The following is a 20,888-nucleotide window of genomic DNA, read 5'->3' as shown; positions in this document are numbered from 1 at the left end:
CGGCCGGCCCCGCCGCCCGCTCAGGAATGACGGTCTGCGTACCCGGCGCGCTAGCATCGCGCCCATGGCGCCGCCTGCCCGCTCCCACCCGAACGCCGAGGCCGCCGACCCGCTGGCGGCGCTCACGGCCATGGCGCCGACGATCGCGGCGCTGGCCGCGCGCGGCGAGGTGCGGCGCTACCGGAAGGGGATGCTGCTGATCCAGGAGGGCGACCAGGGCGACACGCTCTACATCGTGCTCGAAGGCAAGCTGCGCGCCTTTTCCGAGGGCGACAACGGGCGCGCGATCACCTACGGCATCTACGGTGTCGGTGAGTTCATCGGCGAGATGAGCCTGGATGGCGGGCCGCGCTCGGCCAGCGTCGAGACGCTCGAGGCCACGACCTGCGCGGTGATCACCCGCGCCACGCTGGCGCGCCACATCGCCGAGGAACCGGCCTTCGCCTTCGAACTGCTGGCCAAGGTGATCCGCCGCGCCCGCGCCGCCACCGTGTCGGCCAAGCAGCTCGCGCTGAACGATGTCTATGGCCGGCTGAAGCTGCTGCTGGAGTCGAGCGCGGTGCCGCAGCCCGACGGCTCGCTGTGGGTCGCCGAGCGCCTGACGCACCAGCAGATGGCGCACCAGCTGGGCTGCTCGCGCGAGATGGTCAGCCGGGTGATGAAGGACCTGCAGGCCGGCGGCCACGCTACCGTGCAGGGCAAGGGCTTGTTGCTGAAGGGGCGCTTGCCGATGCGATGGTGACTGAGGCCCCCACGCCACTTGGGGGGCGGCGGCTCCTGCGGAGCGCCGCCATGGTCAGCGGGTAGCGGCGGGCGGCCCGTAGGTCTTGGGCGGGCGGGGCGCGGCGGCGTACAGGGGCTGCACCTTGGGCAGCGCGGTTTCGATGTCCTTGACGCGCGTCGGGCCGGCCGGGTGGGTCGAGATGAACTCGGGCGGCGCGCCCTCAGCGGCCTTCATCATCTTCTGCCACAGCGTGATGCCGGCCCGTGGGTCGTAGCCAGCGCGGGCGGCCAGCTCCAGCCCGACCAGGTCGGCCTCGCTCTCGTCCTCGCGGCTGAACTTCAGTGTCAGCAGCTGCGCGCCGATGTTCAGCGCCGCGTCGCCGAAGTTGCCCAGCCCCAGCAGCGAACTGATCAGCCCGGCGCCGACGCGGGTGGCCGCTGTCTTGCCCATGCGCTCGCGCGCATGCTCGCGCAGCGCGTGGGCCATCTCGTGGCCCATGATCATCGCGACCTCGTCGTCGCTGAGCTGCAGCCGTGCGAGCAGGCCGTCGAAGTAGGCGATCTTGCCGCCGGGCATGCAGAAGGCGTTCAGGTCCTTCTTGTGGATCAGGATGACCTCCCAGCGCCACTGCGCGGCACGCCGGTTCCAGGCGCCGGCGAACGGGATGATGCGCTGGGAGATCGCGCGCAGGCGCACGAGCTGCGGGTGGCCCTCGGGCGCGAGCAGGCCCTTGGCCGCGGCCTCGCGCTTGAGCTGGCCGTACTGCTGGCCGGCGGCGCCCTCGACGTCCTCGGCCGACACCAGGCTCGAGAAGCGCGATTCGCGGCCGACATCGGCGCGCACGCCGTCCTGTGCCGAGGCGAGGGCCGGCAGGACGGCGCCGGCGCCACCGGCCAGCAGCCAGCCGTTCGCGCGCCGGCGCGCGTGCAGCGGGCAGGAACAGCCCGCCTCGTGCAGGCGGGCCAGCGGAGGAAGCCAGAGGGACGGTTCGGTCGGGTCGTTCAAGGCGGTGGCGTGCGCGGGGTTGGTGGGGTCGGGTGCGGGCAATTGTGGGGTGGGCACCGGCATTTCAATCGTCGACCGCGCCGGTGGCGGCCGGGTCGAGCTCGAGCGCCTGCACCGCCGGCCGCAGCCACCACAGCATGGCCAGCGCCGGCAGCGCGAACAGCGTCGAGACGAGGAAGAAGGCCGGCCAGCCGATCGACACGGCCAGCACGCCGGCCAGCGGGCCGACCCAGACCCGCCCGATCGACGCGAAGGCCGACAGCATCGAGAACTGCGTGGCCGAGAAGCGCTGGTTGGTCAGGCTCATCAGGAAGGCCAGGAAGGCGGCGGTGCCCATGCCGCCCGAGAGGTTCTCGCCCGCGATCACCAGCAGCAGCCCGCCATCGACCGGCGTGGCCTGCGCGAGCCTGACGAAGCCCAGGTCGAAGGGCGGGATCGTCAACCCCGGCAACGCGCCCTGGCCGTTCACCGCGAGCCACCAGAACCCGAGGTTGCTGGCCATCTGCAACACGCCGAACAGCAGCAGCGCGCGCCACAGCCCGAGGCGGAACATCAGCGCGCCGCCCAGCAGCGCGCCGAGGATGGTCAGCCACAGGCCCAGCACCTTGTTGACCAGCCCGACTTCGGCCGGCGCGAAATGCATGCTCTGCAGCAGGAAGGGCGTCATCAGCGCGCCGGCGAAGGCGTCGCCCAGCTTGTACAGCACGATGAAGACGAGCATGGCCACCGCGCCCGGCTGGGCGAAGTAGTTGCCTAGGCCCGACAGCAGCGTCTCGAAGCGCGCCCGCCGGGCCGCCCAGGCCGCCAGCGGCAGCGTGAAGCCGATGCCGGCCAGCAGCAGGCCCAGGTCCAGCCAGCCGCGCCAGCCCGGGTGGGCGGCCAGTGTCTCGGCCAGGCCGGTGTGCGCCACGCTGAACAGCCCGTTCGTCACGCCGTAGCCCACCGCCACCGCGGCGGCCACCGCGAGAAAACCCAGCAGGTCGCGCCGCATCGGTGTCGGCGCGGCCGGCGGCATCGGCAGGCGCGGGATCAGGAACGCGCTCAGGACTGCGGCGCCGACCATCAGCGCGGCCATCACGCGGTAGACCTCGGGCCAGGTCCAGCCACTGCCCTGCACCGGGTCGGTCCAGATCAGCGCGATGCCGCCCGAGACGATCATCGCCAGCCGGTAGCCGGCGGTGTTCAGCGAGGCGCCCAGGCCGCGCTCGCGCGGTGGCAGCAGGTCGCTGCGGTAGGCGTCGTAGACAGCGTCCTGCGAGGCGGAAAGAAACGCTACCGCCACCGCCAGCAGGCCGAACAACGCCAGTTCGGCGCGCGGCGACACGGCGGCCATCGCCCACAGCGCGCCGGCCAGCGCGAGCTGGGTCGCCACCAGCCAGCCGCGCCGCCGGCCCAGGCCGGGCAGGTCGATGCGGTCCATCAGCGGCGCCCAGAGGAACTTGAAGGTGTAGGGCAGGCCGACCAGGCTGAGGAAGCCGATGGTCTTCAGGTCCAGCCCGTCCAGGCTCAGCCACGCCTGCATCGCCTGGCCGGTCAGCGCCAGCGGCAGCCCCGAGGCGAAGCCGAGCAAGGTGACGACGACGAGGCGGTGCAGCGCGGCCAGCGGGCCGCCGCGGGGCCGGGCGGTGGCCGCGAGCGCGGCACCCGGCGAGGGCGATGAGGGCATGGGCCGGATTCTAGGAGTCGGCCGCGTACGCCCCGTGATGGTGCGGCAGCGGGTCAAGCAACACCTGCGGGCGGGGAGGATGGCGCGGCTCGGCCATAAGCCTCACAATGGATTGGCCGATATCACTCAGTGCACAAATGCGAGCGCCCGGCGAGGGGCCCAAGATATGGAAGACATGGCGGGATGGATTTGGCCCCTGGTGGCCGTGGCAGTGGGTTTGGCGTTGGGCATCATGCTCGGCGCGGTGCGGCAGCGTGGCAGTCGCGCCAGCACCGCGGTGCCTGATTCGACCCCCGCGTCGGCCCTGCCGGCCGGCGCGGCCGACGCCGGCGGGCGCGATGCCACCCCGCAGCAGCGCCTGCTCGAGCGCCTGCGCGCCACCAACCTGCAACTCACCGCCCAGCTGAAGTCGCTGGCCGAGGCCAACTCGCGCCAGCAGCAGGAGCGCGAGCAAGAGCGCCAGAGCGAACGCATGCGCCAGGAGCGCGAGCTCGAGGAGTTGCGCCAGGCCCACTCGAACGAGCTGTCGCACCTGATGAACACGCTGGTCGAGCAGGTCGACGGGCTGAACAAGGCGCATGCCGAGCAGCTCAAGGCGCTCGAAGTCGAGATCGATCGCGTGCGCCAGGAAGGCCGTCGCGGGACGACCTCCAGCCCCGGGACGCTGTCGCCTGGCGGGGTGACCCGCCATGCCGCCATCGGCGGCGGCGCCAACGGCCCGGCCGCCGCGCCGCCGGCGACCCGCAGCGGTGCGACGCCGAGCGACTACTCGGTGACGCTGCCGATGGAGTCCTTCAAAGACCGCTGAGAATGCGGAGAACGCGGCCCAGCGCAGGGCCGCTCCCAAGCGGGCCGCGCACCCTCGCGGAGGGTGGCGGCGGCACTCCGCCGCCGGGTGTCCGTGCTACCGGGGCTCCTGGTGCGCGATCGACTCGGCCAGCGCCAGCAGACGATCGCGCGGCAGCGCGCCGACCAGCGCGTAGCCGGCCGGCCCGTCGACCCAGTAGAACAGGCCCAGCCCGTCGACCTGCTCGTAGCGGAACGCGGCCGGCGCATCGGCGCCCTTGCGACGCAGGTAGACGGTGACCCGCACGCCGGCCTCGTCCTCGTACATCAGCTGCGCGCAAGGCCCGTTCGATTCGGGCAGCAGCCGGCCGCCGACCAGGCGGAAGCCCTGGGCCCGCAGGTCGAACATCTTCACCGGCACGTCGAGCCGCCGCGTCAGCCAGCGCGACAGGTGCTCTTCCTGCGCCCGCTGCGCGGCTGCGTCGCCCTCGACCGCCACCTCGACCGGGTGCTTTTGCTCGGGCACGTAGACGGTGTGGGCCAGCGCGGCGAAGCGCGCCCAGGGCATCTGCGCGGCGCGGGACGGCATCGCCTGGCTGGCCGGCAAGACCGCCAGGCCACCCTCGCCCGCCGCCGGATGCTGGCGCGCCCACCAGGCACCGCCGACGCCGCCGGCCAGGCCGCTGGCCAGCGCCAGCGCGGCGGCCAGCGCCTGCCAGCGCGCGCCCGGAAGGCCGGCGGATGCGGCCGGCGCCGCCTGGGCGACCCAGGCCTGCCAGTGCGGCGGCACGGGCTCGTGCAGTTCGCTGTCCAGCCGCGCGCGCAGCGCGTCGCGGTCGGCCGCCCACAGGCGCACCCGGGCGGCGTCCTCGGGGTGCTGCTGCAGCCAGGCCTGCACGCGCGCCGCGGTCGTCTCGTCGAGCTCGTTGTCGAGCCAGGCCGAGAGCAGCTCGTCGCTGGGGGGATGAAGGTCGTTGCTCATGTCCGGGGCCTGTTCACACCACGCGGCGCAGCCCGGGCTGCGCATCGGGCCGCGGGCGGCCGCCGTCCAGCGCGGCGCGCATCGCGACCCGCGCGCGCGACAGGCGCGACATCACGGTGCCATTGGGCACGCCCAGCACTTCGGCGCATTCGGCGTAACTGAGCTGCTCCACCCCGACCAGCAGCAGCACCTCGCGGTGCTCGCGCGTCAGCCGGGCGAGTGCGGCCAGCAGGTCCATCCGCAGGGCGACCTGCACGCCGGGGTCGGCCCCGAAGGCGCCCTCGCCGGCATCGGCGGTCTCGGCCAGCTGGGTCGGGTCGACGACGCTGAAGCGGCGCTCGCGGCGCAGCCGGTCCATGTGGGCGTTGTGGGCGATCGACAGCAGCCAGACGCGGATGTCGCGCCGCTGGTCGAACTGGTGCCAGTGCGTCAGCGCACGCTCGACCGTGGCCTGCACCAGATCGTCGGTGGCGTGGTCGTCGAAGCTGAGCGTGCGGGCGTACCGGCGCACGCGCGGCAGCGCATCGAGCAGCTGTTGACGAAAGGGGTCGGGGGCGCTCACCCCTGGCTTACGCGAGGGCACAGCGGATTATTCCGCCGCGCGCTCGGGCCATGGGCCATCGCGCGGCCGGCCAGGCCGCCGGCGATCAACCGGCCAGCAGGGCCTGGCGCAGACGCTGCAGCCAGCCGGCGCGCGCCGGGCGCTCGGCGGCCGGGGCGATGCCGCCGCGGGCGGCAAGACGAGGTGTTTCGAGCAGGCGCAGCGGCGGCCGGGCGCTTTCGCCGGGCCAGGCGTCCAGGCTGCTCAAAGGGCGGTGCGTCGTGCTCATGGTTTCGGTGTTTACCCGCAGTCTACCGGGGTCAAACCAATGTAGTTCGCCGCAGATTTGCCCGCAACGTCGGTGACCGCACTTTGAAACTGCGAATTTGCAGGGATACTCGACCCATGCCCGACATGGACTGGAGCGATCTGCGCTACGCCTTGGCCATCGGCCAGGGCGGCTCGCTGGCGGCCGCGGCCCGCCAGCTGGGGGTGAACCACACGACGGTGCTGCGCCGGCTCGATGCACTCGAGGCGCGGCTCGGCACGCGGCTGTTCGAGCGCCAGCGCCAGGGCTACCACCCGACCGAGGCCGGCGCGCTGCTGCTCGAGCAGGCCCGCCGCATGGCCGACCAGGTCGACGAGATCGAGCGCCGCGTGCAGGGCCGCGACCGCGAGCTGACCGGCCAGCTGCGCCTGACGACCGCCTTCGTCGTGATGGAGCACCTGCTGCCAGCGCCGCTGGCCGCGTTTGCACGCGACTACCCCGGGATCGAGGTCGAGGTGCTCGAGAACGCCTTCATGGTCGATCTCGCGCGGCGCTCGCCGGAGAGCTCCACCAGCTGGTCGCAGCGCCAGGCCGACGTCGCGCTGCGGCTGTCCAGCCAGGTCGCCGAGCACCTGGTCGGCCGGCCGCTGGGCAACGCGCCCTGCCGCGTCTATGCGCTGCGCGGCGCAGCGGGACTGCCGCAGGCGGTGACGCCGCTGCCCGAGCTGATCAAGGATGCCCCCTGGATCGCCTTCGAGCGCGACGCGCGCAGTCGCGTCTACGACCGCTGGATGCGCCAGCACCTGGCTGCGGCGCGGGTGCGGGTGCGGGTGGACATCTTCAACGCCGCGGCCGCGATGATGCGCACCGGCATCGGCGTCGGCGTGCTGCCCTGTTTCATGGAGGCCAAGCACCCCGAGCTGGTGGCGGTGTCCGAGGTGATCCCGGAGATGACGGTGCCGATCTGGATGCTGACCCACCCGGACCTGCGCGACACGGCGCGGGTGCGCGTGTTCATGCAGCACGTGGGCGACGCGATCGCCGAGTTGCTGCGCGTGAAATAGCGGCGACTGGCGTCTGCTTGAAATACCCCTGGCCGTACCAATCTGGGCGGCATGAACACCGCCACCGACCTCCGCCACGTCACCTGCGCCGCCTGCGGCGCCACCAACCGCGTGCCGGCCGCACGCCTGGGTGAAGACCCGCACTGCGGCCGTTGCGGCGCAGAGCTGCTGCCGGGCCACCCGATCGAGCTGGGTGACGCCGACTTCGAGCGGGTCGTCGCCGCCAGCCCGGTGCCGGTGGTGGTCGACTTCTGGGCACCGTGGTGCGGCCCGTGCCGCCAGATGGCGCCGCAGTTCGCGCAGGCCGCGGCGCAGCTCAAGGGCCAGGCGCTGTTCGTCAAGGTCAACAGCGACGACAACCCGCAGACCTCGGCGCGCTTCGGCATCCGCAGCATCCCGACGATGGTCAAGCTGCAGGCCGGCCGCGAGCTCGACCGCGTCAGCGGGGCGATGCCGGCGGCGCAGGTGGCGGCGTGGGCGCGATCCCCGGCAGCCGCCCAGCGGCGCTGAGCCGCAGGACGGTCAGCAGGTCACCCCACCACAGCGCCATCGTCCTGACGAAGGCGGCGGTCTCCTGGCCGTGCCGCACCGGGTGGTCGGGCCGGATCGCGGCCCAGCCGCGGTGCTCCACGCTGACCCGGGTGTGCCCGGGCGCGCCGGGATCGAAACGCACCTCGACCTCGGTCGCCTCGCCGGGCGCGAAGTTCGCGCCGACCCAGCTGAAGACGAGCCGGTGCGGCGGCTGCCAGACCTGCACGCGGCCGATCTCGCGCACGCGCTCGATGCCGGCCTCGTCGTGCCAGGATTCGAAGACCCGCCCGCCCACGCCCGGCTCCATCGCCATCAGCCCGCGGTCGCCCGGCGCCACGCGAAAGCGTTGGCCGCGCCGCCACCACAGGTCCAGCTGCTCGGTGAACAGTCGGAACGCCGCCTCGGGCGTGAGCGCGACGCCGACCATCGCGCGGGCGCGGTCGCCGGGCAGGGGCATGGTGTCGCTCATCGCTGCCTCTTCACTGCTGGCCGGCGCGGTTTCGCCCGCGTGGGCGCCTCGGCATGCGCCTTGAACGCCGCGAGCTGGTCGCCCCAGAAGGCGTCGAGTTCGTCGATCCAGTCGCGCAAGGGCGCGAAGCCCGTGGCCTGCAGCCGGTACAGCCGGACGCGGGCATCGTCGTCGGGCTCGTCGTCGTCGATCAGCCCGGCGCGGCGCAGCACGCGCAGGTGCCGGCTCAGTGCCGGCGGGCTCATCGCCAGCGCCTGGGCCAGCTCGCCGGCGCGGCGCGGGCCGCGGCGCAGCAGCTCGACGACCGCGCGGCGCGTCGGGTCGGCCAGCGCCGACAGTGCCGCGTCGAGGTGCTCGCTCGCGCTCACGTGGCCGGGCGGATGCGCTGGCTCACCCACCACAGGTGGCCCTCGGGGTCGAGCGCGCCGTAGCTGCGGTCGGCCCAGTAGTCGTCGCCGTAGTCGTGCAGCTCGGGTTCGGCGACGATGCGCGCCCCCGCGGCGCGGGCCCGCGCGCAGTGCGCGTCGACGTCGTCGACGTAGATCATCAGCGACTGCGTCACGCCGCCGGCCGTCAGCGGGCTCAGCATCGCGGTGCCGAAGCGCGCGGTCTCGCCCAGGCGCTCCTGGCCGACCATGATCAGGCCCTCGCCGTAGCTCAGCTCGCTGTGTTCGATCGTGCCGCCCTCGCCTTCGACCTTCAGCCGCAGGTCGAAGCCGAAGGCCTCGCACAGCCAGTCGATCATCTTCGCGGCCTCGCGGTAGAACAGGCCCGACGAGATGCGCGGCCAGTCGGGTGGGGTGGGTTTCATCGGCGGCTCCATGGGAGGGAGGGAGTGCCGAGTCTGTGAATAGTTAACCTGAATGTCAACTAAGTGACCCTGCCGGGCACAGGGCCGCAGCGCACGGCCGCGCGTCAGATCTTGAGGCGAAACGGCGTGAAGTCGGTGTCGCGGTCGTAGTGGTCCACGCCCTCGACGCGCTTGAGGAAGCCCACCGCGCGGTAGGTGATCGGTGTCATCAGCGCCTCCCAGCTCGTCTTGAACAGGTACTGCGTGATCGTCACCGCAATGAGCTGCTCCTGCGGCCAGATGCCCCAGAACGCGATGCCGAAGAACAGCCCCGTGTCGACGAACTGGCCGACGATCGTCGAGCCGATCGTGCGCGCCCACAGGTAGCGGCCCTGGGTGAGGACCTTCATCTTCGCCAGCACGAAGCTGTTGGCGAAGCTGCCGCACCAGAACGCGATCATCGAGCCCGCGACGATGCGCCAGGTGTTGCCGAACACGCCCTCGATCTGCGTCTGGTACAGATCCATGAAGCTGTTCCTCGCCGGCGGCAGGTGCACCACGACGAAGGCCATGAAGGCCGCGAAGACCAGCGCGCCGAAGCCGGCCCAGACCACGCGCCGGTCGCGCCCGTAGCCGTACACCTCGGTCAGGATGTCGCCGAAGATGTACGACAGCGGAAAGAACAGCAGGTCCGCACCGAAGGTCACCGTGCCGATCAGCGGCAGCTCGAGTTGCGCGGCCTTGGCGGCGCCGATCAGGTTCGAGCACAGCAGCACGCAGACGAACGCGGCCATGATCAGGTCGTAGTAGCGGAAGGTGCGCGGCGGCAGGGTGGTCGTGCTCATTGGGGTACCTTCGGGCTGCGCCCTCCGGTATTCGCCCTTGGGGCGGCCCGGCGGGCTCATGCGGTCCTCGGGCGGCCGCGGGGTGGGCGCCAGTGTAGGGGCGGCAGCGCTCAACCGCCGCAAGTTCCGCGCCTCGCCGCCGCCTGCGCGGCGGCCGCCTCAGTCGATGGCCGGCGGCAGGGACACCCGGGGCACGGCGCGGTGCGAGGTCTCGAAACGCTCCTGGCACGGCACGCAGCGCGACGCGGTCGGCTGCGCGAGCAGGCGGGCCAGCGGAATGTCGATGCCGCAGTCGACGCAGCTGCCGTAGCGGCCGTCGGCCATGCGTTCGAGCGCCGCGGCGATGGCGCGCAACTCGTCGATGTCGCGCTCCTGCTCGGCATGGCGCATCGCCTCGCGGGTGCGCTCCTCGCCGCGTTCGGCGTCGTCCTCGACCTGGCTCATCGGCACGCTGCGCGGCAGGTCGGCCTTCTCGTCGTCGATCGCGCCCACCTCGGCGCGCAGCACGGCCGCGCGGGCGTCCAGCGCGCCGCGCAGGCGCGCCAGGTCTTGGTCATGCAGGGCGGTCATGGGGTCTCCTGTGGCTGCCCAGGCCCGAGGGCAAGCGACATGCCGTGACCGGCGCGGGAGCGGCGTTTGCCGCCCGCGTCGTGCTGCGAACCCGCCGGGCCTTACTGCGCCGGCTTCGCGGCCGCGTCCGCCACGCACTTCTTGACAAAGCTGGCGCGCGCCGCGCCGGCCAGCTTGCGCTCGGCGGCGGTGGCCTCGCAGCCGGTCTTCGCGGCCTCGGCGTCGGCGACGCACTTCGCTGTGAAGCTGGTCTTGGCCGCGCCCGCCAACTTCTTCTCGGTGGCCTGGGCCTCGCAGGCGGCGGCCTGGGCCGCCTGGCCGGCGTCCGCCTCGCATTTCTTCAGGAAGCTGGTCTTGGCGGCGCCGGCCAGCTTCTTCTCGGCGGCCTGGGCCGCACAGGTGGCGTCGGCGGCCTGGGCGGCCGCGGCGGCGAGGCCGAGGGCCAGCGCACAGAGGAGGTACTTCATGATCGCCTTTCTGTGAGGGCGCGGCAGCATCGCCGCGCTGGGCTGCAAGCTTAGCCCTTGCCGGGATGCCCGGGCATGACGGCGGACGTGAGGGCAGCCGTGGCGGCCAGCCGCTCGCGCAGCGCCGTCTTCAGCACCTTGCCGTAGTTGTTCTTCGGCAGCGCGTCGACGAGCTCGTAGCGCTTGGGCCGCTTGAAGCGCGCCATCTGCGCCAGGCAGTGCGCATCCAGCGCGTCGGCCGACAGCGCCGCGCCGGGCTGCGGCACGACGAAGGCGACCACCACTTCGCCCCACTCGGGATCCGGCGCGCCGACGACGGCGACCTCGGCGACGCCCGGCGCGGTCAGCAGCACCTCTTCGACCTCGCGCGGGTAGATGTTCGAGCCGCCGCTGATGATCAGGTCCTTGCTGCGGTCCTTCAGCGTCAGGAAGCCGTCCTCGTCCAGGCAGCCCACGTCGCCGGTGAAGAGCCAGCCGTCGCGGATCGCGGCGGCCGTCGCCTCGGGGTTGCGCCAGTAGCCGGCCATCACGCTGTCGCCCTTGACCAGCACCTCGCCGACCTCGCCCGGCGGCAGCGGGCGGCCCTCGGCGTCGGCGATACGCAGCTGCACCGGCGTCTGCGCCACGCCGACCGACGCCAGGCGCTGCAGGTGGCGCGGGTGGCCGCTGTCGGCCAGGTGCCGGCGCGACAGCGCGGTGCCGACCATCGGCGTCTCGCCTTGGCCGTAGATCTGCACGAAGCGCGGGCCCATCACACGCAGCGCACGCTGGATGTCGGCCAGGTACATCGGCGCGCCGCCGTAGACGATGGTCTTGAAGGCGCGCGCCGACGCGGCCGGGCCGTGCCCCGCCTGCTCGGCATGGTCGACCAGGCGCTTGACGATGGTCGGCGCGGCAAAGGTCGACAGCGGCCCCAGCGCGTGGCCGAGCGCGAACAGCTCGGCCGGATCGACCCCGCCCGAGGCCGGCACCACGTGGCGTGCGCCGGCCATCAGGTGCGGGATCGCATACAGCCCCGCGCCGTGCGACATCGGCGCCGCGTAGACGATCGTGTCCTCGGGCGAAACCGCGTCGACGTCGATGAAGTAGCTCAGCCCCATCGTCATCAGGTTGCGTGCGGTGAGCATCACCCCCTTGGGCCGGCCGGTGGTGCCGCTGGTGTAGAACAGCCACGCGACATCGCCGGCATCGCGCTCGGCCGGCGGCACCGCGAACGGGTCGTCGACCGGCGCGAGCAGCGCGTCGGTCTCGGCCGAGGTCGCCTCGACCTGCCGCTGCAGCCCGGCGAGCGGCTCGGGCGCGACGTCCGCCGTCACGAAGCCCCAGCGCGCGCCCGCGTTGCCGATGATCCACTCGACCTCGCGCACATGCAGCTTGGCGTTGACCGGCACGACGACCAGCCCTGCCCACCAGCAGCCCCACAGTAGCTCCAGATAGCGCGGGTGGTTGCGCATGAACAGCAGCACGCGGTCGCCCGGTGCCAGGCCGGCCGCGCGCAGCCGCCCGGCCAGGCCGGCGCTGCGCGCGGCCCACTGGCGGTAGCTGGCGTGCAAGGCGGTGCCTTCGTAGATGGCCGGCCGGTCGGGCGACTGGCGGGCGTGGCGCAACAGCAGGTGGGTCAGGCTCATCGGGCATCTCCGGCGGTCGGGGGCTCGGGCTCGAGCCTGGCGCCACGATAGGCCGCGAAGCGCCGGCCGCCTATACGGTATGAATACCGTATCCTGCGCCGATGAGCAGCCTGAGCAGCCTGGCCGAAGAAGGGTTCATGCTGGCGCCGGTCGCGCTGTGCGTGACGCAGCGGCGCGTCGTCGCCCGCTGCAACCCGGCGTTCGCCGCCCTGTTCGGCTACGCCGTCGAGGCGCTGACCGGCGAGTCCATCGCGAGGCTCTATCCGTCGCCCCAGGAGTTCCGGCGCACCGGCGAGCGTGGTTACCCGCAGATGCAGCGCGGCGGCCGCTACAGCGACGAGCGGCTGATGCGGCGCGCCGACGGCACACTGCTGTGGTGCCGCGTGTCAGGCCGGTCGGCCGACACGGCCGCGCCGGCGCGCCTGGCCGTGTGGGCCTTCGAGCCCCTGGAACACGCCGATGCGCCGACCGAACTGCTGAGCCCGCGCGAGCGCGAGGTGGTCGCGCACCTGGCGCAGGGGCTGTCGAGCAAGGAGATCGCGCGCCGGCTCGGGCTCAGCCCACGCACGGTGGAGATGCACCGTGGCCGGCTGCTGCGCAAGCTGGGGGTGCGTTCGACGGCGCAGTTGCTGGCGCAGCTGGTGTAGGGCGCGGCGGTCAAGCGGCGACGCGATGGTCCAGTGGCCAGAGCCGCGACAGCCGTTCCAGGACGTGCACATCGGCACCCGGCGCGTCGTAGCGCCAGACGGCCGCGCCGTGATGGAACTTGTCCAGGCGCTCGGGGCGGACATTGACCCGGCGCACCGCCAGCTCGCGGGCCACCAAGGCGGCGGCCTCGGCGCTGCGCGCGGGATCGTCGCCGAAGAACAGCCAGTGGTTGCTGAACTCCTGCTGCAACTGCTGCAGTTCGTGGCCTATCGGCTCGGGGACGGCGGCCGGTTGCGGCCGTGGCGCGTCACCGCTCGAGGTGGCCTCCACCCAGGGGCCGAAGACGTTGTCCTGCAGCGTGCGCAGGAACCGCGGGGCGCCGGCTTCGTAGTAGCCCTGCAGCATGAAATAGGCTGCGATCGGCTCGCCGTCCTTGTCGCCGATGAACCAGCCCAGGACGTCCTTTTCATGCTCGAGCCAGAGCATCGCGTAAAGCAGCCCGACACCGCGCGGCGCGAAGCCGAGATGTGCATGCGCCTGAGCCATGGCGTCCTCCTGATGTCCACGAGGTCTCCATCCTGGCCCTGCGGCGGCGGGACGGGATGATCATGGTCAAGTTGGCGCGGCGGCTGTCGGCCGGCACGCCCGGCGCGTCAGCCCTTGACCGCGCCTTGCGTCAACCCGGCCACGATGCGGCGCTGGAAGACCAGCACCAGCAGCAGCAGCGGCACGGTGACGATCACCGACGCGGCCATCAGCGCGCCCCAGGGCAGCTCGAACTTGCTCGGCGTGCTGATCAGCGCCATCGCCACCGGCACCGTGCGCTGCTCGGTCGACAGCGTGAAGGTCAGCGCGAACAGGAACTCGTTCCATGCGGCGATGAAGGCGAGCAGGCCGGTGGCCACCATCGCCGGCGCCAGCAGCGGCGCGAAGATGCGGAACACGAGGGTCAGCGGCCCGGCGCCGTCCATCAGCGCGGATTCCTCCAGCTCGCGCGGCAGCTGCCGCATGAAGGTCACCAGCACCCAGACGGTGAAGGGCAGCGTCAGCATCAGGTCGGCCAGCAGCAGCGCGCCGAGCGAGTCGTACAGGCCCAGCACGCGCACCAGCTCGAACATGCCCGACAGCACCGCGACCTGCGGGAACATCGACGCGGCCAGGATGCTCAGCAGCAGCAGGCCGCGGCCACGGAACGCGACCCGCGCCAGCGCCCAGGCCGCCATCAGCGCCAGGCCCAACGACAAGCCGACCACGCCGAGCGCGACCAGCGTGGAATTCAGCAGGTTGTGCGCGAAGGGCTGGTCGCGAAACAGCGCCAGGTAGTTGGCGATCGTCGGCCGGGCCGGCCACAGCGCCGGGTCGAACAGCGCCTCGCCCGTCTTCAGCGAGCTCGACACCGCCACCGCCAGCGGCCCGAGCGTGGCGACGAGCAGCAGCGCCGAGGCGAGCGCGTAGCCGGCGCGGCCGAGCCAGCGCCGGACGGGCGCGCCGCCGGCGATCACCGCGCGGCCCTTTCGTGGCGCCGCATCAGGCCCATCGCGGCGATGGTCAGCAGCGCGATCAGGAAGAACAGCGTCGTCGCGGCGGCCGAGCCGTAGCCGACCTGCTGGAAGTCGATCAGCTGCTCGCGCACGAAGATCGACATGCTGCGCGTGTTGCGGCTGTTGGCCGTCATCACGTAGATCACGTCGAACACGCGCAGCGCATCGAGCAGCCGGAACACCACGGCCACCGCGATGCCGGGCAGGACCAGCGGCAGCGTGATGTGGCGGAACAGCGCGAGCGGCCGCGCGCCGTCGATGCGCGCGGCCTCGAGGCACTCGCCCGGCACCATCTGCAGCGCGGCCAGGATCAGCAGTGCCATGAACGGCGTGGTCTTCCACACATCCACCAGGATCACCGAGGCCAACGACCAGCCGGGGTCCGCGGTGAAGGCGATCGGCGTGCCGATCAGCCCGGCGGCCAGCAGGACGTGGTTCACGATGCCGAACTGGTCGTGCAGCATCCAGCTCCACATCTTTGCCGAGACGATGGTCGGCACCGCCCAGGGCACCAGCATCGCGGTACGCAGCAGCAGGCGGATGCGCGAGGGCTGGTTGATCAGCAGCGCGACGCCCAGGCCGAGCAGGGCTTCGAGCGACACCGACACCAGCGCGAAGGCGAGGGTGTTGCCGGCCGCGGCCCACCAGTCGGGGTCGGTCAGCAGGCCGTACTCGCCGAGGTAGTTCTCGAGCCCGACGTAGCGCCACAGCCCCGGGTCGCCCAGCCGCGCGTCGGTGAAGCTGAACCAGACCGTGCGCGCGAGCGGCCAGCCGGCCACCGCCGCCAGCGTGGCCAGCAGCGGCGAGAGCATCCACGCCGCCCAGCGCCGGCGCTGGCGAGCCAGGCCGCCCCTTGGCGCGGTCGCAGCGGGCTTCAGTTCCACCGCTCACCCCGGCTGGCGCGCTTCAGGCGGGCCTCGAGCGCGGCCAGCGCGTCGTCCGGCGTGCGGCGCCCGGCCAGCACGTCATGGGTGGCGTTCCAGAACTCGTTGCTGACGCGGTTGTAGAGTGAGCCCGTGGCGGCGGTGGGCCGCGCGACCGCCTGGCTGAACGCACCGGCCAGTTCGCCCATGAAGGGGTTGGCCCGCAGGATCTCGCCATCCTGGTAGAGCGCCGACCGGGTCGGGTTGAACGAGCCGGCAAGCGCCCGCTGCTTCTGCACCGCGGCGCTGGTCATGTAGAGCACCAGCTCGGTTGCGAGCCGCGGCTGGCGCGAATACGTCGACACCGCGAGCGATTCGCCGCCCAGCGTGGCGGCGCTGCGCCCGCCCGGGTCGCCGGGCAGGGGCGCGACACCGATGCGCCCCTTGATCACGCTGCCCTCGGCCTGGCCGAGCGACCAGGCGTAGGGCCAGTTGCGCATGAACACCGCGTGGCCGGCCTGGAAGACGCCGCGCGACTCCTCCTCGCCGTAGTTCAGCACGGCGGTCGGCGAGATCGTGCCGACCCAGCCCGCCGCCTGGCGCAGCGCGGCGGCGAGCCGGGGGTTGCGCACGCTGATGCGGCCGTCGGGCTCGACGATGGAGCCGCCGCCGTGGCTGACCGACCATTCGAGCGCGTTGCAGGTCAGGCCCTCGTAGGCGCGGCCCTGCCAGACGAAGCCCCACAGGCGGCTGTTGCCGGCGGCGCGCTCGGCGCTCTGGATGCGCTGCGCGCTGGCGCCCAGCTCGGCCCAGGTGGCGGGCACCGGCAGCCGGTACTTCTCGAGCAGGTCCTTGCGGTAGAACAGCAGCCCGGCATTGGCGAACCAGGGCATCGCGACCAGCCGGCCCTTGACGGTGTTGTTCGCGACGAAGGCCGGGAAGTGCTGGGTTTCGGCGCCGCCGGCGGAGGGCTTCAGATCCAGCAGGTGGTTGGCCAGCACGCCGGGCCAGGCCACGTCGATCTGGAACACGTCGATCCGGTCGGAGCCGGCGGCCAGCAGCTGCTGGAACAGCGCCAGGCGCTCGCTCGCGTCGTTCGGCGCCGCGACCACCTGCACCTGGTGGCCGGCCTGTTTCGCCCACGCCTCGGCCGAGTGCTTGCACAGCTCGAGCTCCTGGCCGACGGAGCCGCATGAGATCCTGATCGTCGCGGCGTGCACGGCCACCGCGGCCGCCGCGAGGGCGAGGCCTGTCGCCAGCGCCGTGGAACGAAGCGGGTGGTGTCTTGTCATGCAGCTCTTTCGGGAGCCGGCCGGGGCAGGCGTCGTGCCTGGGGTCACGCGCCGTCGGTGACCGAGACCCACAGGCGCCTGGGGCCGGAACCTTCGGCAGACAGCGTGTCCAGCGGGTTGCGCAGCTTGCAGCGGTCGATCGACAGGCAGCCGCAGCCGATGCAGTCGTCCAACGTGTCGCGCAGTCGCTCGAGCTGCTCGATCTGCGCGTCGAGCCGGCGGCGCCAGCGCGCCGACAGGCGCGCCCAGTCGGCGCGGGTCGGCGCAGCGTCGGTCGGCAGGCGCGCGAGGGCGTCGCCAATGTCGGCCAACGAGATGCCCACCCGCTGCGCGACGCGGATGAAGGCCACGCGGCGCAGCACGTCGCGCGTGTAGCGGCGCTGGTTGCCGGCGCTGCGCGAACTGCGGATCAGCCCCTGGGCCTCGTAGAAGTGCAGCGTCGATACCGCGACCTCGCTGCGCCGGGCGACTTCGCCCACCGACAGGGCCGACGCAATACCCGCCCGTTCCAGTGCCGTGGCCATGGGGTGTCTCCTCGATACAAGGGCTTGACCTCAACTTTACTTGAGGTTCTACAGTGCGGCCACCGCGTGCACTTCAGCGCGCATTCAAGCCGGAGAACCCCGCCATGACGCCTGCTCTCGAAGACGTTGCCACCACTTTCCCCGACGACCTGGCCAAAGCGGTATTCCGCGTCGACAAGTTCATCGTGCCCGGGCCATCGCTGCCCGCCTTTTTCGCCAAGATGCACGAGATCCAGCAGGTGGTGCGCCAGATGCCCGGCTGCCGGCGGGACCTGCTGCTGCAGCAGAGCGGCGGCGCCGGCGAGTTCAATGTCGTGCGCATCATTGAGTGGGCCAGCACGGAGGCCGTCGAGTCGGCGATCGCGACGATGCAACGCCGCTTCAAGGAAGAAGGCTTCGACCCGACCGCGTTCTTCGTCCAGCACCTCGGTGCGAAGACCGACTTCGGCCTCTACCGGGTCGCCTGACGCGGCGCCGGGCCTCGACGAACGAGGTCACCTCAGTCGAAACGCCGCAGCACCCGGTAGCCACCGGCCGATTCGGCCAGCACGTAGCCGGCATTCACCGGCCAGCGCAGCGGCGGCGGGGCGGCGCCGGCGAGCCGGGCGTGGGTGGCATGGCGGGCCAGTGTGGCATGCGGGCGGTAGGGCCGCGTGTCGACCGGCAGCGCCAGCGCGCGCAGCGCGTCGGCCAGCGTGGCCATCAGCGCGGTCATGGGCTCGGGCACCACGGCCGGCTCCAGCACCGCCACGCCGTGCGGCCAGACGGCGAAGCGATCGAGCACCAGCTCGAAGGCCGGGCAGGGCCGCTCGAGCCCGCCGGCCAGCTCGGGCAGCCGTGCGCGCGGCACGGCGCCGATGAAGTGCAGCGTCAGGTGCAGGTTGGCCAGCGCCGTCGGCCGCGCGGCCGGCGGCCAGTGGATGGCGCGCTGCCAGGCCCGCAGTGCCTCGCGCACCGGCTCGTCGGGCCACAGCGCGAGGAACAGGCGGGCGGGATCGGGCATCGGCGTCGTCACGCCTGCATTGGAGCGCGGACTGCGGCCCCATGGAATCCCCGCTCCGCCGGCCATCGCCCGGCTGACACAATCCGCCCCGGCCCGACCTCGGCCGAACTCCTGCACACCACACCATGGCACTGCAACAACTCACCGAAGAACAGATCCGCACCTGGACCCGCCGCGAAAAAGACGAGTGGTGGCTGAAGAACGTCTACCGCGGCGACATGCCGCAGCTGACGATCCGCTCCGGGCTGACCGGCTTCCTGCTGGGCGGCGTGCTGGCCGCGACCGCGCTGTACATCGCCGCCAAGACCGGCATCACGATCGGCGTCGGCCTGACCTCGGTGATCCTCGCGTTCGCGATCTACCGCATCCTCAACGGGGCGGGTCTGGCGCAGGACTTCACGATCCTCGAGAACAACTGCACCCAGTCGATCGCCACGGCGGCCGGCTACACCGTGTCGTGGCTGACGGCGGGCCTGTCCGCCTACATGCTGATCACCGGCGTCATCGTGCCGTGGTGGCAGATCATGGTCTGGCTGGTGGTGGTTGCCAGCATCGGCGTGCTGATCGCCTTCCCGATGAAGCGGCGCTTCATCAACGAAGACCAGCTGCCCTTCCCCGAGGGCCGCGCCAGCGGCGTGGTGCTGGACGCGCTCTACCACGGCGCCGCCGGCGCGGGCATGTTCAAGGCGCGGCTGCTGGGCGTCGTGGCGCTGGGCACGGCGACCTGGCAGGCGCTGGTCAGCGACGGCTGGATGAACCTGATCCAGTTCAAGCTGCTGCGCATGCACCAATGGGCCGGCATGAAGGACCCGTGGACCGTCCATGAGCGGCTGGACACCTACTACTACCAGGCCAGCGGCGCCGCGCTGAAGATCCTGAACACCGACATCCGCACGCTGGGCCTGCGCCTGACGCTGGACGCGGCGATGCTCGGCGTCGGCGGCCTGATGGGCATCGCGGTCGCGACGAGCTGCCTGCTCGGCGCATTCATCAACTTCGTGGTCCTCGCGCCGCTCATGATCGAGCGCGGCGACATCGTGCAGCGCGTGCTGGCCAACGGCACGGTGGTGCCCCTGTCACGCGCCGAGATCGTCAACCAGTGGTCGCTGTGGTGGGGCGTGGCGATGATGGTGGCCGGCTCGCTGACCAGCCTGCTGGCCAAGCCGGAGCTGTTCACCGCGATGTTCAAGTCGCTGCGCGGCAGCGGTGCCAAGCCGGCGGCCGCGGCCGGGCCGGACCCGCTGGCCCACATCGAGCTGCCGCTGTGGCTGAGCTGGGTCGGCGTGCCGATCCTGAGCCTGCTGGGCGCCTGGGTCACGCACGTGTTCTTCGGCGTGCCGATGTTCCTCGCGCTGGTGTCGCTGCCGCTGATCTTCGTGCTGACGGTGATCTGCACCAACTCGATGGCACTGACCTCGTGGACGCCGACCGGCGCGCTGTCGAAGATCACCCAGTTCTCGATGGGGGCGATCGACCGCAGCAACCCGGCGAGCAACCTGCTGCCGGCCAGCATGACCGGCGAGATCGCCGCCAATGCGGCCAACCTGCTGAGCGACATCAAGCCCGGCTACATGCTGGGCGGCAAGCCGCGCCACCAGGCGGCAGGCCACGTGATCGGCCTGTTCGCCGGCGTCACGGCCTGCGTGCCGCTTTACTTCCTGCTGTTCCTGCCGCCCGACGCGAACGGTGTGCGCTCGACCGCGACCATCGTCTCCGACCAGTTCGCGTTCCCCGGCGCGCTGCAATGGAAGGGCGTGGCCGAGATCATTGCCAAGGGGGTCAGCGCGTTGCCCACCTCGGCCGTGATCGCGATGGCGGTCGCCGTCGTCGCGGCCATCGCCATCGAGCTGGCGAAGGTCTTCACCAAGGGCCGCTTCCCGCTGTCGTCGGTGTCGATCGGCCTGGGCGTCGTGCTGCCGCCGGAATCGACCTTCGCGATGTTCGCCGGCGCGCTGATGTTCTGGCTGATGGGCCTGCGCCACAAGGCGCCGGGCACCCGCGCCCACGCGATCTGGGTCGAGGGCGCCGAGCCGATCTGCGCCGGCCTGATCTCGGGCTCGGCGCTGATGGGCATCGGCAACGCGATCATCAACGTGCTGATTGGCTAGAACGGCAGCGCTGCCCCGCTGCGGAGGAAGCGCCGCCGCAGCTGGCTGCGCGCGCGCGAGACCCGGCTGCGCACGGTGCCCACCGGCAACGACAGCCGTGCCGCGGCGTCCTCGTAGGCCAGCTCGTCCACCGAGACCAGCCACAGCACCTCGCGCATGTCGGGCGACAGGGCGTCCAGCTCGCGCGCCAGCCGCCGCATGAGCTGGTCCAACTCGCATTGCTCGGACGGGTCGGGGCGGCCGCAGGGCATGTCGTCCAGTTGGCTCGCGTCCTCGAACCGGTGCCGGCGGCTCGGCGAGCGGGCCTGATGGTTGCGGGCCAGGTTCAGCGCGATGCCGTAGAGCCAGGTCGATAGCTGGGAATCGCCGCGAAAGCCGGCATAGGCGCGCGCCGCGTCGGCGAAGGCCTGCTGCGCCAGATCCTCGGCCTCGGCGTCGTCGCCCACCTGGCGCCGCACGAAATGCACCAGGCGCGTGCGGTGTTGCTGCATCAGGTCGCGAAAGACGATCTCGGGGTGGGTGGGGACGGGGTTCATGGCGATATCCAGTCGGTGGTGCCCGGCCGACATGGCG

At 72.1% G+C, this 20,888-nt stretch carries 26 protein-coding genes; 7 read left to right on the top strand and 19 right to left on the bottom strand.

Features of this window, described 5'->3' with window-relative positions; translation table 11 throughout:
- Positions 1-64 precede the first annotated feature (64 nt).
- The gene (locus tag VJ693_RS24320; RefSeq protein ID WP_324158561.1) at positions 65-742 is read left to right on the top strand and encodes a Crp/Fnr family transcriptional regulator; all 678 of its coding nucleotides are present in this window, start codon (positions 65-67) and stop codon (positions 740-742) included.
- Positions 743-796: 54 nt separating this feature from the next.
- On the opposite strand, the gene VJ693_RS24315 is transcribed toward VJ693_RS24320, so the two are convergent.
- Positions 797-1,681 (bottom strand): M48 family metallopeptidase, encoded by an 885-nt coding sequence (locus VJ693_RS24315; RefSeq protein WP_414652363.1) that lies wholly within the window; start codon positions 1,679-1,681, stop codon positions 797-799.
- A 112-nt stretch (positions 1,682-1,793) separates the two neighbouring features.
- On the bottom strand, positions 1,794-3,395 hold the full coding sequence (locus tag VJ693_RS24310) for an AmpG family muropeptide MFS transporter (protein WP_324158558.1): 1,602 nt from the start codon (positions 3,393-3,395) through the stop codon (positions 1,794-1,796).
- 211 nt (positions 3,396-3,606) lie between these two features.
- On the opposite strand from VJ693_RS24310, the gene VJ693_RS24305 reads away from it, so the two are divergent.
- Positions 3,607-4,203, top strand: a complete 597-nt coding sequence (locus VJ693_RS24305) for a hypothetical protein (protein ID WP_324158556.1) — start codon at positions 3,607-3,609, stop codon at positions 4,201-4,203.
- 96 nt (positions 4,204-4,299) lie between these two features.
- Here VJ693_RS24305 and VJ693_RS24300 read toward each other — a convergent pair whose 3' ends face one another.
- From VJ693_RS24300 to VJ693_RS24290, 3 genes are all read right to left on the bottom strand, one after another.
- Complete coding sequence (locus VJ693_RS24300) at positions 4,300-5,163, bottom strand: anti-sigma factor (RefSeq protein ID WP_324158554.1); 864 nt, start codon at positions 5,161-5,163, stop codon at positions 4,300-4,302.
- Between the two features lie 13 nt (positions 5,164-5,176).
- Positions 5,177-5,725, bottom strand: coding sequence for an RNA polymerase sigma factor (locus VJ693_RS24295; protein WP_324158553.1), 549 nt, complete (start codon positions 5,723-5,725; stop codon positions 5,177-5,179).
- 85 nt (positions 5,726-5,810) lie between these two features.
- Entirely contained in the window at positions 5,811-5,993 is a 183-nt protein-coding gene (locus VJ693_RS24290) for a hypothetical protein (protein WP_324158551.1), read from the bottom strand.
- A gap of 116 nt (positions 5,994-6,109) precedes the next feature.
- On the opposite strand from VJ693_RS24290, the gene VJ693_RS24285 reads away from it, so the two are divergent.
- Together VJ693_RS24285 and trxC are read left to right on the top strand one after the other, a co-directional pair.
- On the top strand, positions 6,110-7,036 hold the full coding sequence (locus VJ693_RS24285; RefSeq protein WP_324158549.1) for a LysR family transcriptional regulator: 927 nt from the start codon (positions 6,110-6,112) through the stop codon (positions 7,034-7,036).
- Between the two features lie 51 nt (positions 7,037-7,087).
- A complete protein-coding gene (trxC, locus tag VJ693_RS24280) occupies positions 7,088-7,546 on the top strand; it encodes a thioredoxin TrxC (protein ID WP_324158547.1) in 459 nt (152 codons plus the stop codon).
- Here trxC and VJ693_RS24275 read toward each other — a convergent pair.
- From VJ693_RS24275 to VJ693_RS24245, 7 genes are all read right to left on the bottom strand, one after another.
- Positions 7,476-8,036 (bottom strand): SRPBCC domain-containing protein, encoded by a 561-nt coding sequence (locus VJ693_RS24275; RefSeq protein ID WP_324158546.1) that lies wholly within the window; start codon positions 8,034-8,036, stop codon positions 7,476-7,478. The two genes, trxC and VJ693_RS24275, sit on opposite strands and share 71 nt — an antisense overlap.
- Positions 8,033-8,404: a metalloregulator ArsR/SmtB family transcription factor gene (locus VJ693_RS24270; protein WP_324158544.1), complete on the bottom strand. Its 372-nt coding sequence runs from the start codon at positions 8,402-8,404 to the stop codon at positions 8,033-8,035. The genes VJ693_RS24275 and VJ693_RS24270 overlap by 4 nt, the downstream gene beginning before the upstream one ends.
- Positions 8,401-8,847 carry a VOC family protein gene (locus VJ693_RS24265; protein WP_324158543.1) on the bottom strand — a complete coding sequence of 149 codons (447 nt, stop codon included), beginning with the start codon at positions 8,845-8,847 and terminating at the stop codon, positions 8,401-8,403. Before VJ693_RS24265 ends, VJ693_RS24270 begins: the two co-directional genes overlap by 4 nt.
- Before the next feature lie 104 nt (positions 8,848-8,951).
- The gene (locus VJ693_RS24260) at positions 8,952-9,671 is read right to left on the bottom strand and encodes a queuosine precursor transporter (RefSeq protein WP_324158541.1); all 720 of its coding nucleotides are present in this window, start codon (positions 9,669-9,671) and stop codon (positions 8,952-8,954) included.
- A gap of 159 nt (positions 9,672-9,830) precedes the next feature.
- On the bottom strand, positions 9,831-10,241 hold the full coding sequence (locus VJ693_RS24255) for a TraR/DksA family transcriptional regulator (RefSeq protein WP_324158539.1): 411 nt from the start codon (positions 10,239-10,241) through the stop codon (positions 9,831-9,833).
- Positions 10,242-10,342: 101 nt separating this feature from the next.
- Positions 10,343-10,708: a hypothetical protein gene (locus VJ693_RS24250; protein WP_324158537.1), complete on the bottom strand. Its 366-nt coding sequence runs from the start codon at positions 10,706-10,708 to the stop codon at positions 10,343-10,345.
- A gap of 50 nt (positions 10,709-10,758) precedes the next feature.
- On the bottom strand, positions 10,759-12,336 hold the full coding sequence (locus tag VJ693_RS24245; RefSeq protein WP_324158536.1) for a class I adenylate-forming enzyme family protein: 1,578 nt from the start codon (positions 12,334-12,336) through the stop codon (positions 10,759-10,761).
- A 101-nt stretch (positions 12,337-12,437) separates the two neighbouring features.
- On the opposite strand from VJ693_RS24245, the gene VJ693_RS24240 reads away from it, so the two are divergent.
- On the top strand, positions 12,438-12,983 hold the full coding sequence (locus VJ693_RS24240) for a PAS and helix-turn-helix domain-containing protein (RefSeq protein ID WP_324158534.1): 546 nt from the start codon (positions 12,438-12,440) through the stop codon (positions 12,981-12,983).
- A 10-nt stretch (positions 12,984-12,993) separates the two neighbouring features.
- On the opposite strand, the gene VJ693_RS24235 is transcribed toward VJ693_RS24240, so the two are convergent.
- From VJ693_RS24235 to soxR, 5 genes are all read right to left on the bottom strand, one after another.
- Positions 12,994-13,530 carry a hypothetical protein gene (locus VJ693_RS24235; protein WP_324158533.1) on the bottom strand — a complete coding sequence of 179 codons (537 nt, stop codon included), beginning with the start codon at positions 13,528-13,530 and terminating at the stop codon, positions 12,994-12,996.
- A 107-nt stretch (positions 13,531-13,637) separates the two neighbouring features.
- Positions 13,638-14,486, bottom strand: coding sequence for a carbohydrate ABC transporter permease (locus VJ693_RS24230; RefSeq protein WP_324158531.1), 849 nt, complete (start codon positions 14,484-14,486; stop codon positions 13,638-13,640).
- Entirely contained in the window at positions 14,483-15,409 is a 927-nt protein-coding gene (locus VJ693_RS24225; protein ID WP_324158529.1) for a sugar ABC transporter permease, read from the bottom strand. The genes VJ693_RS24230 and VJ693_RS24225 overlap by 4 nt, the downstream gene beginning before the upstream one ends.
- Complete coding sequence (locus VJ693_RS24220; protein WP_324158528.1) at positions 15,400-16,680, bottom strand: ABC transporter substrate-binding protein; 1,281 nt, start codon at positions 16,678-16,680, stop codon at positions 15,400-15,402. The genes VJ693_RS24225 and VJ693_RS24220 overlap by 10 nt, the downstream gene beginning before the upstream one ends.
- Positions 16,681-16,724: 44 nt before the next feature.
- Positions 16,725-17,204 carry a redox-sensitive transcriptional activator SoxR gene (soxR, locus tag VJ693_RS24215; protein WP_324158526.1) on the bottom strand — a complete coding sequence of 160 codons (480 nt, stop codon included), beginning with the start codon at positions 17,202-17,204 and terminating at the stop codon, positions 16,725-16,727.
- Positions 17,205-17,308: 104 nt separating this feature from the next.
- Here soxR and VJ693_RS24210 point away from each other — a divergent pair, with 104 nt between their 5' ends.
- Positions 17,309-17,671 (top strand): antibiotic biosynthesis monooxygenase, encoded by a 363-nt coding sequence (locus tag VJ693_RS24210; RefSeq protein ID WP_324158524.1) that lies wholly within the window; start codon positions 17,309-17,311, stop codon positions 17,669-17,671.
- 32 nt (positions 17,672-17,703) lie between these two features.
- Here the strand turns inward: VJ693_RS24210 and thpR are convergent, their stop codons facing one another.
- Positions 17,704-18,207 carry an RNA 2',3'-cyclic phosphodiesterase gene (gene thpR, locus VJ693_RS24205; protein ID WP_324158522.1) on the bottom strand — a complete coding sequence of 168 codons (504 nt, stop codon included), beginning with the start codon at positions 18,205-18,207 and terminating at the stop codon, positions 17,704-17,706.
- 125 nt (positions 18,208-18,332) lie between these two features.
- Here thpR and VJ693_RS24200 point away from each other — a divergent pair, with 125 nt between their 5' ends.
- Positions 18,333-20,315, top strand: a complete 1,983-nt coding sequence (locus tag VJ693_RS24200; RefSeq protein ID WP_324158521.1) for an OPT family oligopeptide transporter — start codon at positions 18,333-18,335, stop codon at positions 20,313-20,315.
- On the opposite strand, the gene VJ693_RS24195 is transcribed toward VJ693_RS24200, so the two are convergent.
- Complete coding sequence (locus tag VJ693_RS24195; protein WP_324158519.1) at positions 20,312-20,851, bottom strand: RNA polymerase sigma factor; 540 nt, start codon at positions 20,849-20,851, stop codon at positions 20,312-20,314. The two genes, VJ693_RS24200 and VJ693_RS24195, sit on opposite strands and share 4 nt — an antisense overlap.
- Positions 20,852-20,888 lie beyond the last annotated feature (37 nt).

The organism is Ideonella sp., from assembly GCF_035254525.1.
Classification (GTDB): Bacteria; Pseudomonadota; Gammaproteobacteria; order Burkholderiales; family Burkholderiaceae_C; genus Ideonella.
The sequence above is the reverse complement of the archived record's forward strand: the minus strand, read 5'-3'. Positions and strand labels throughout refer to the sequence as shown.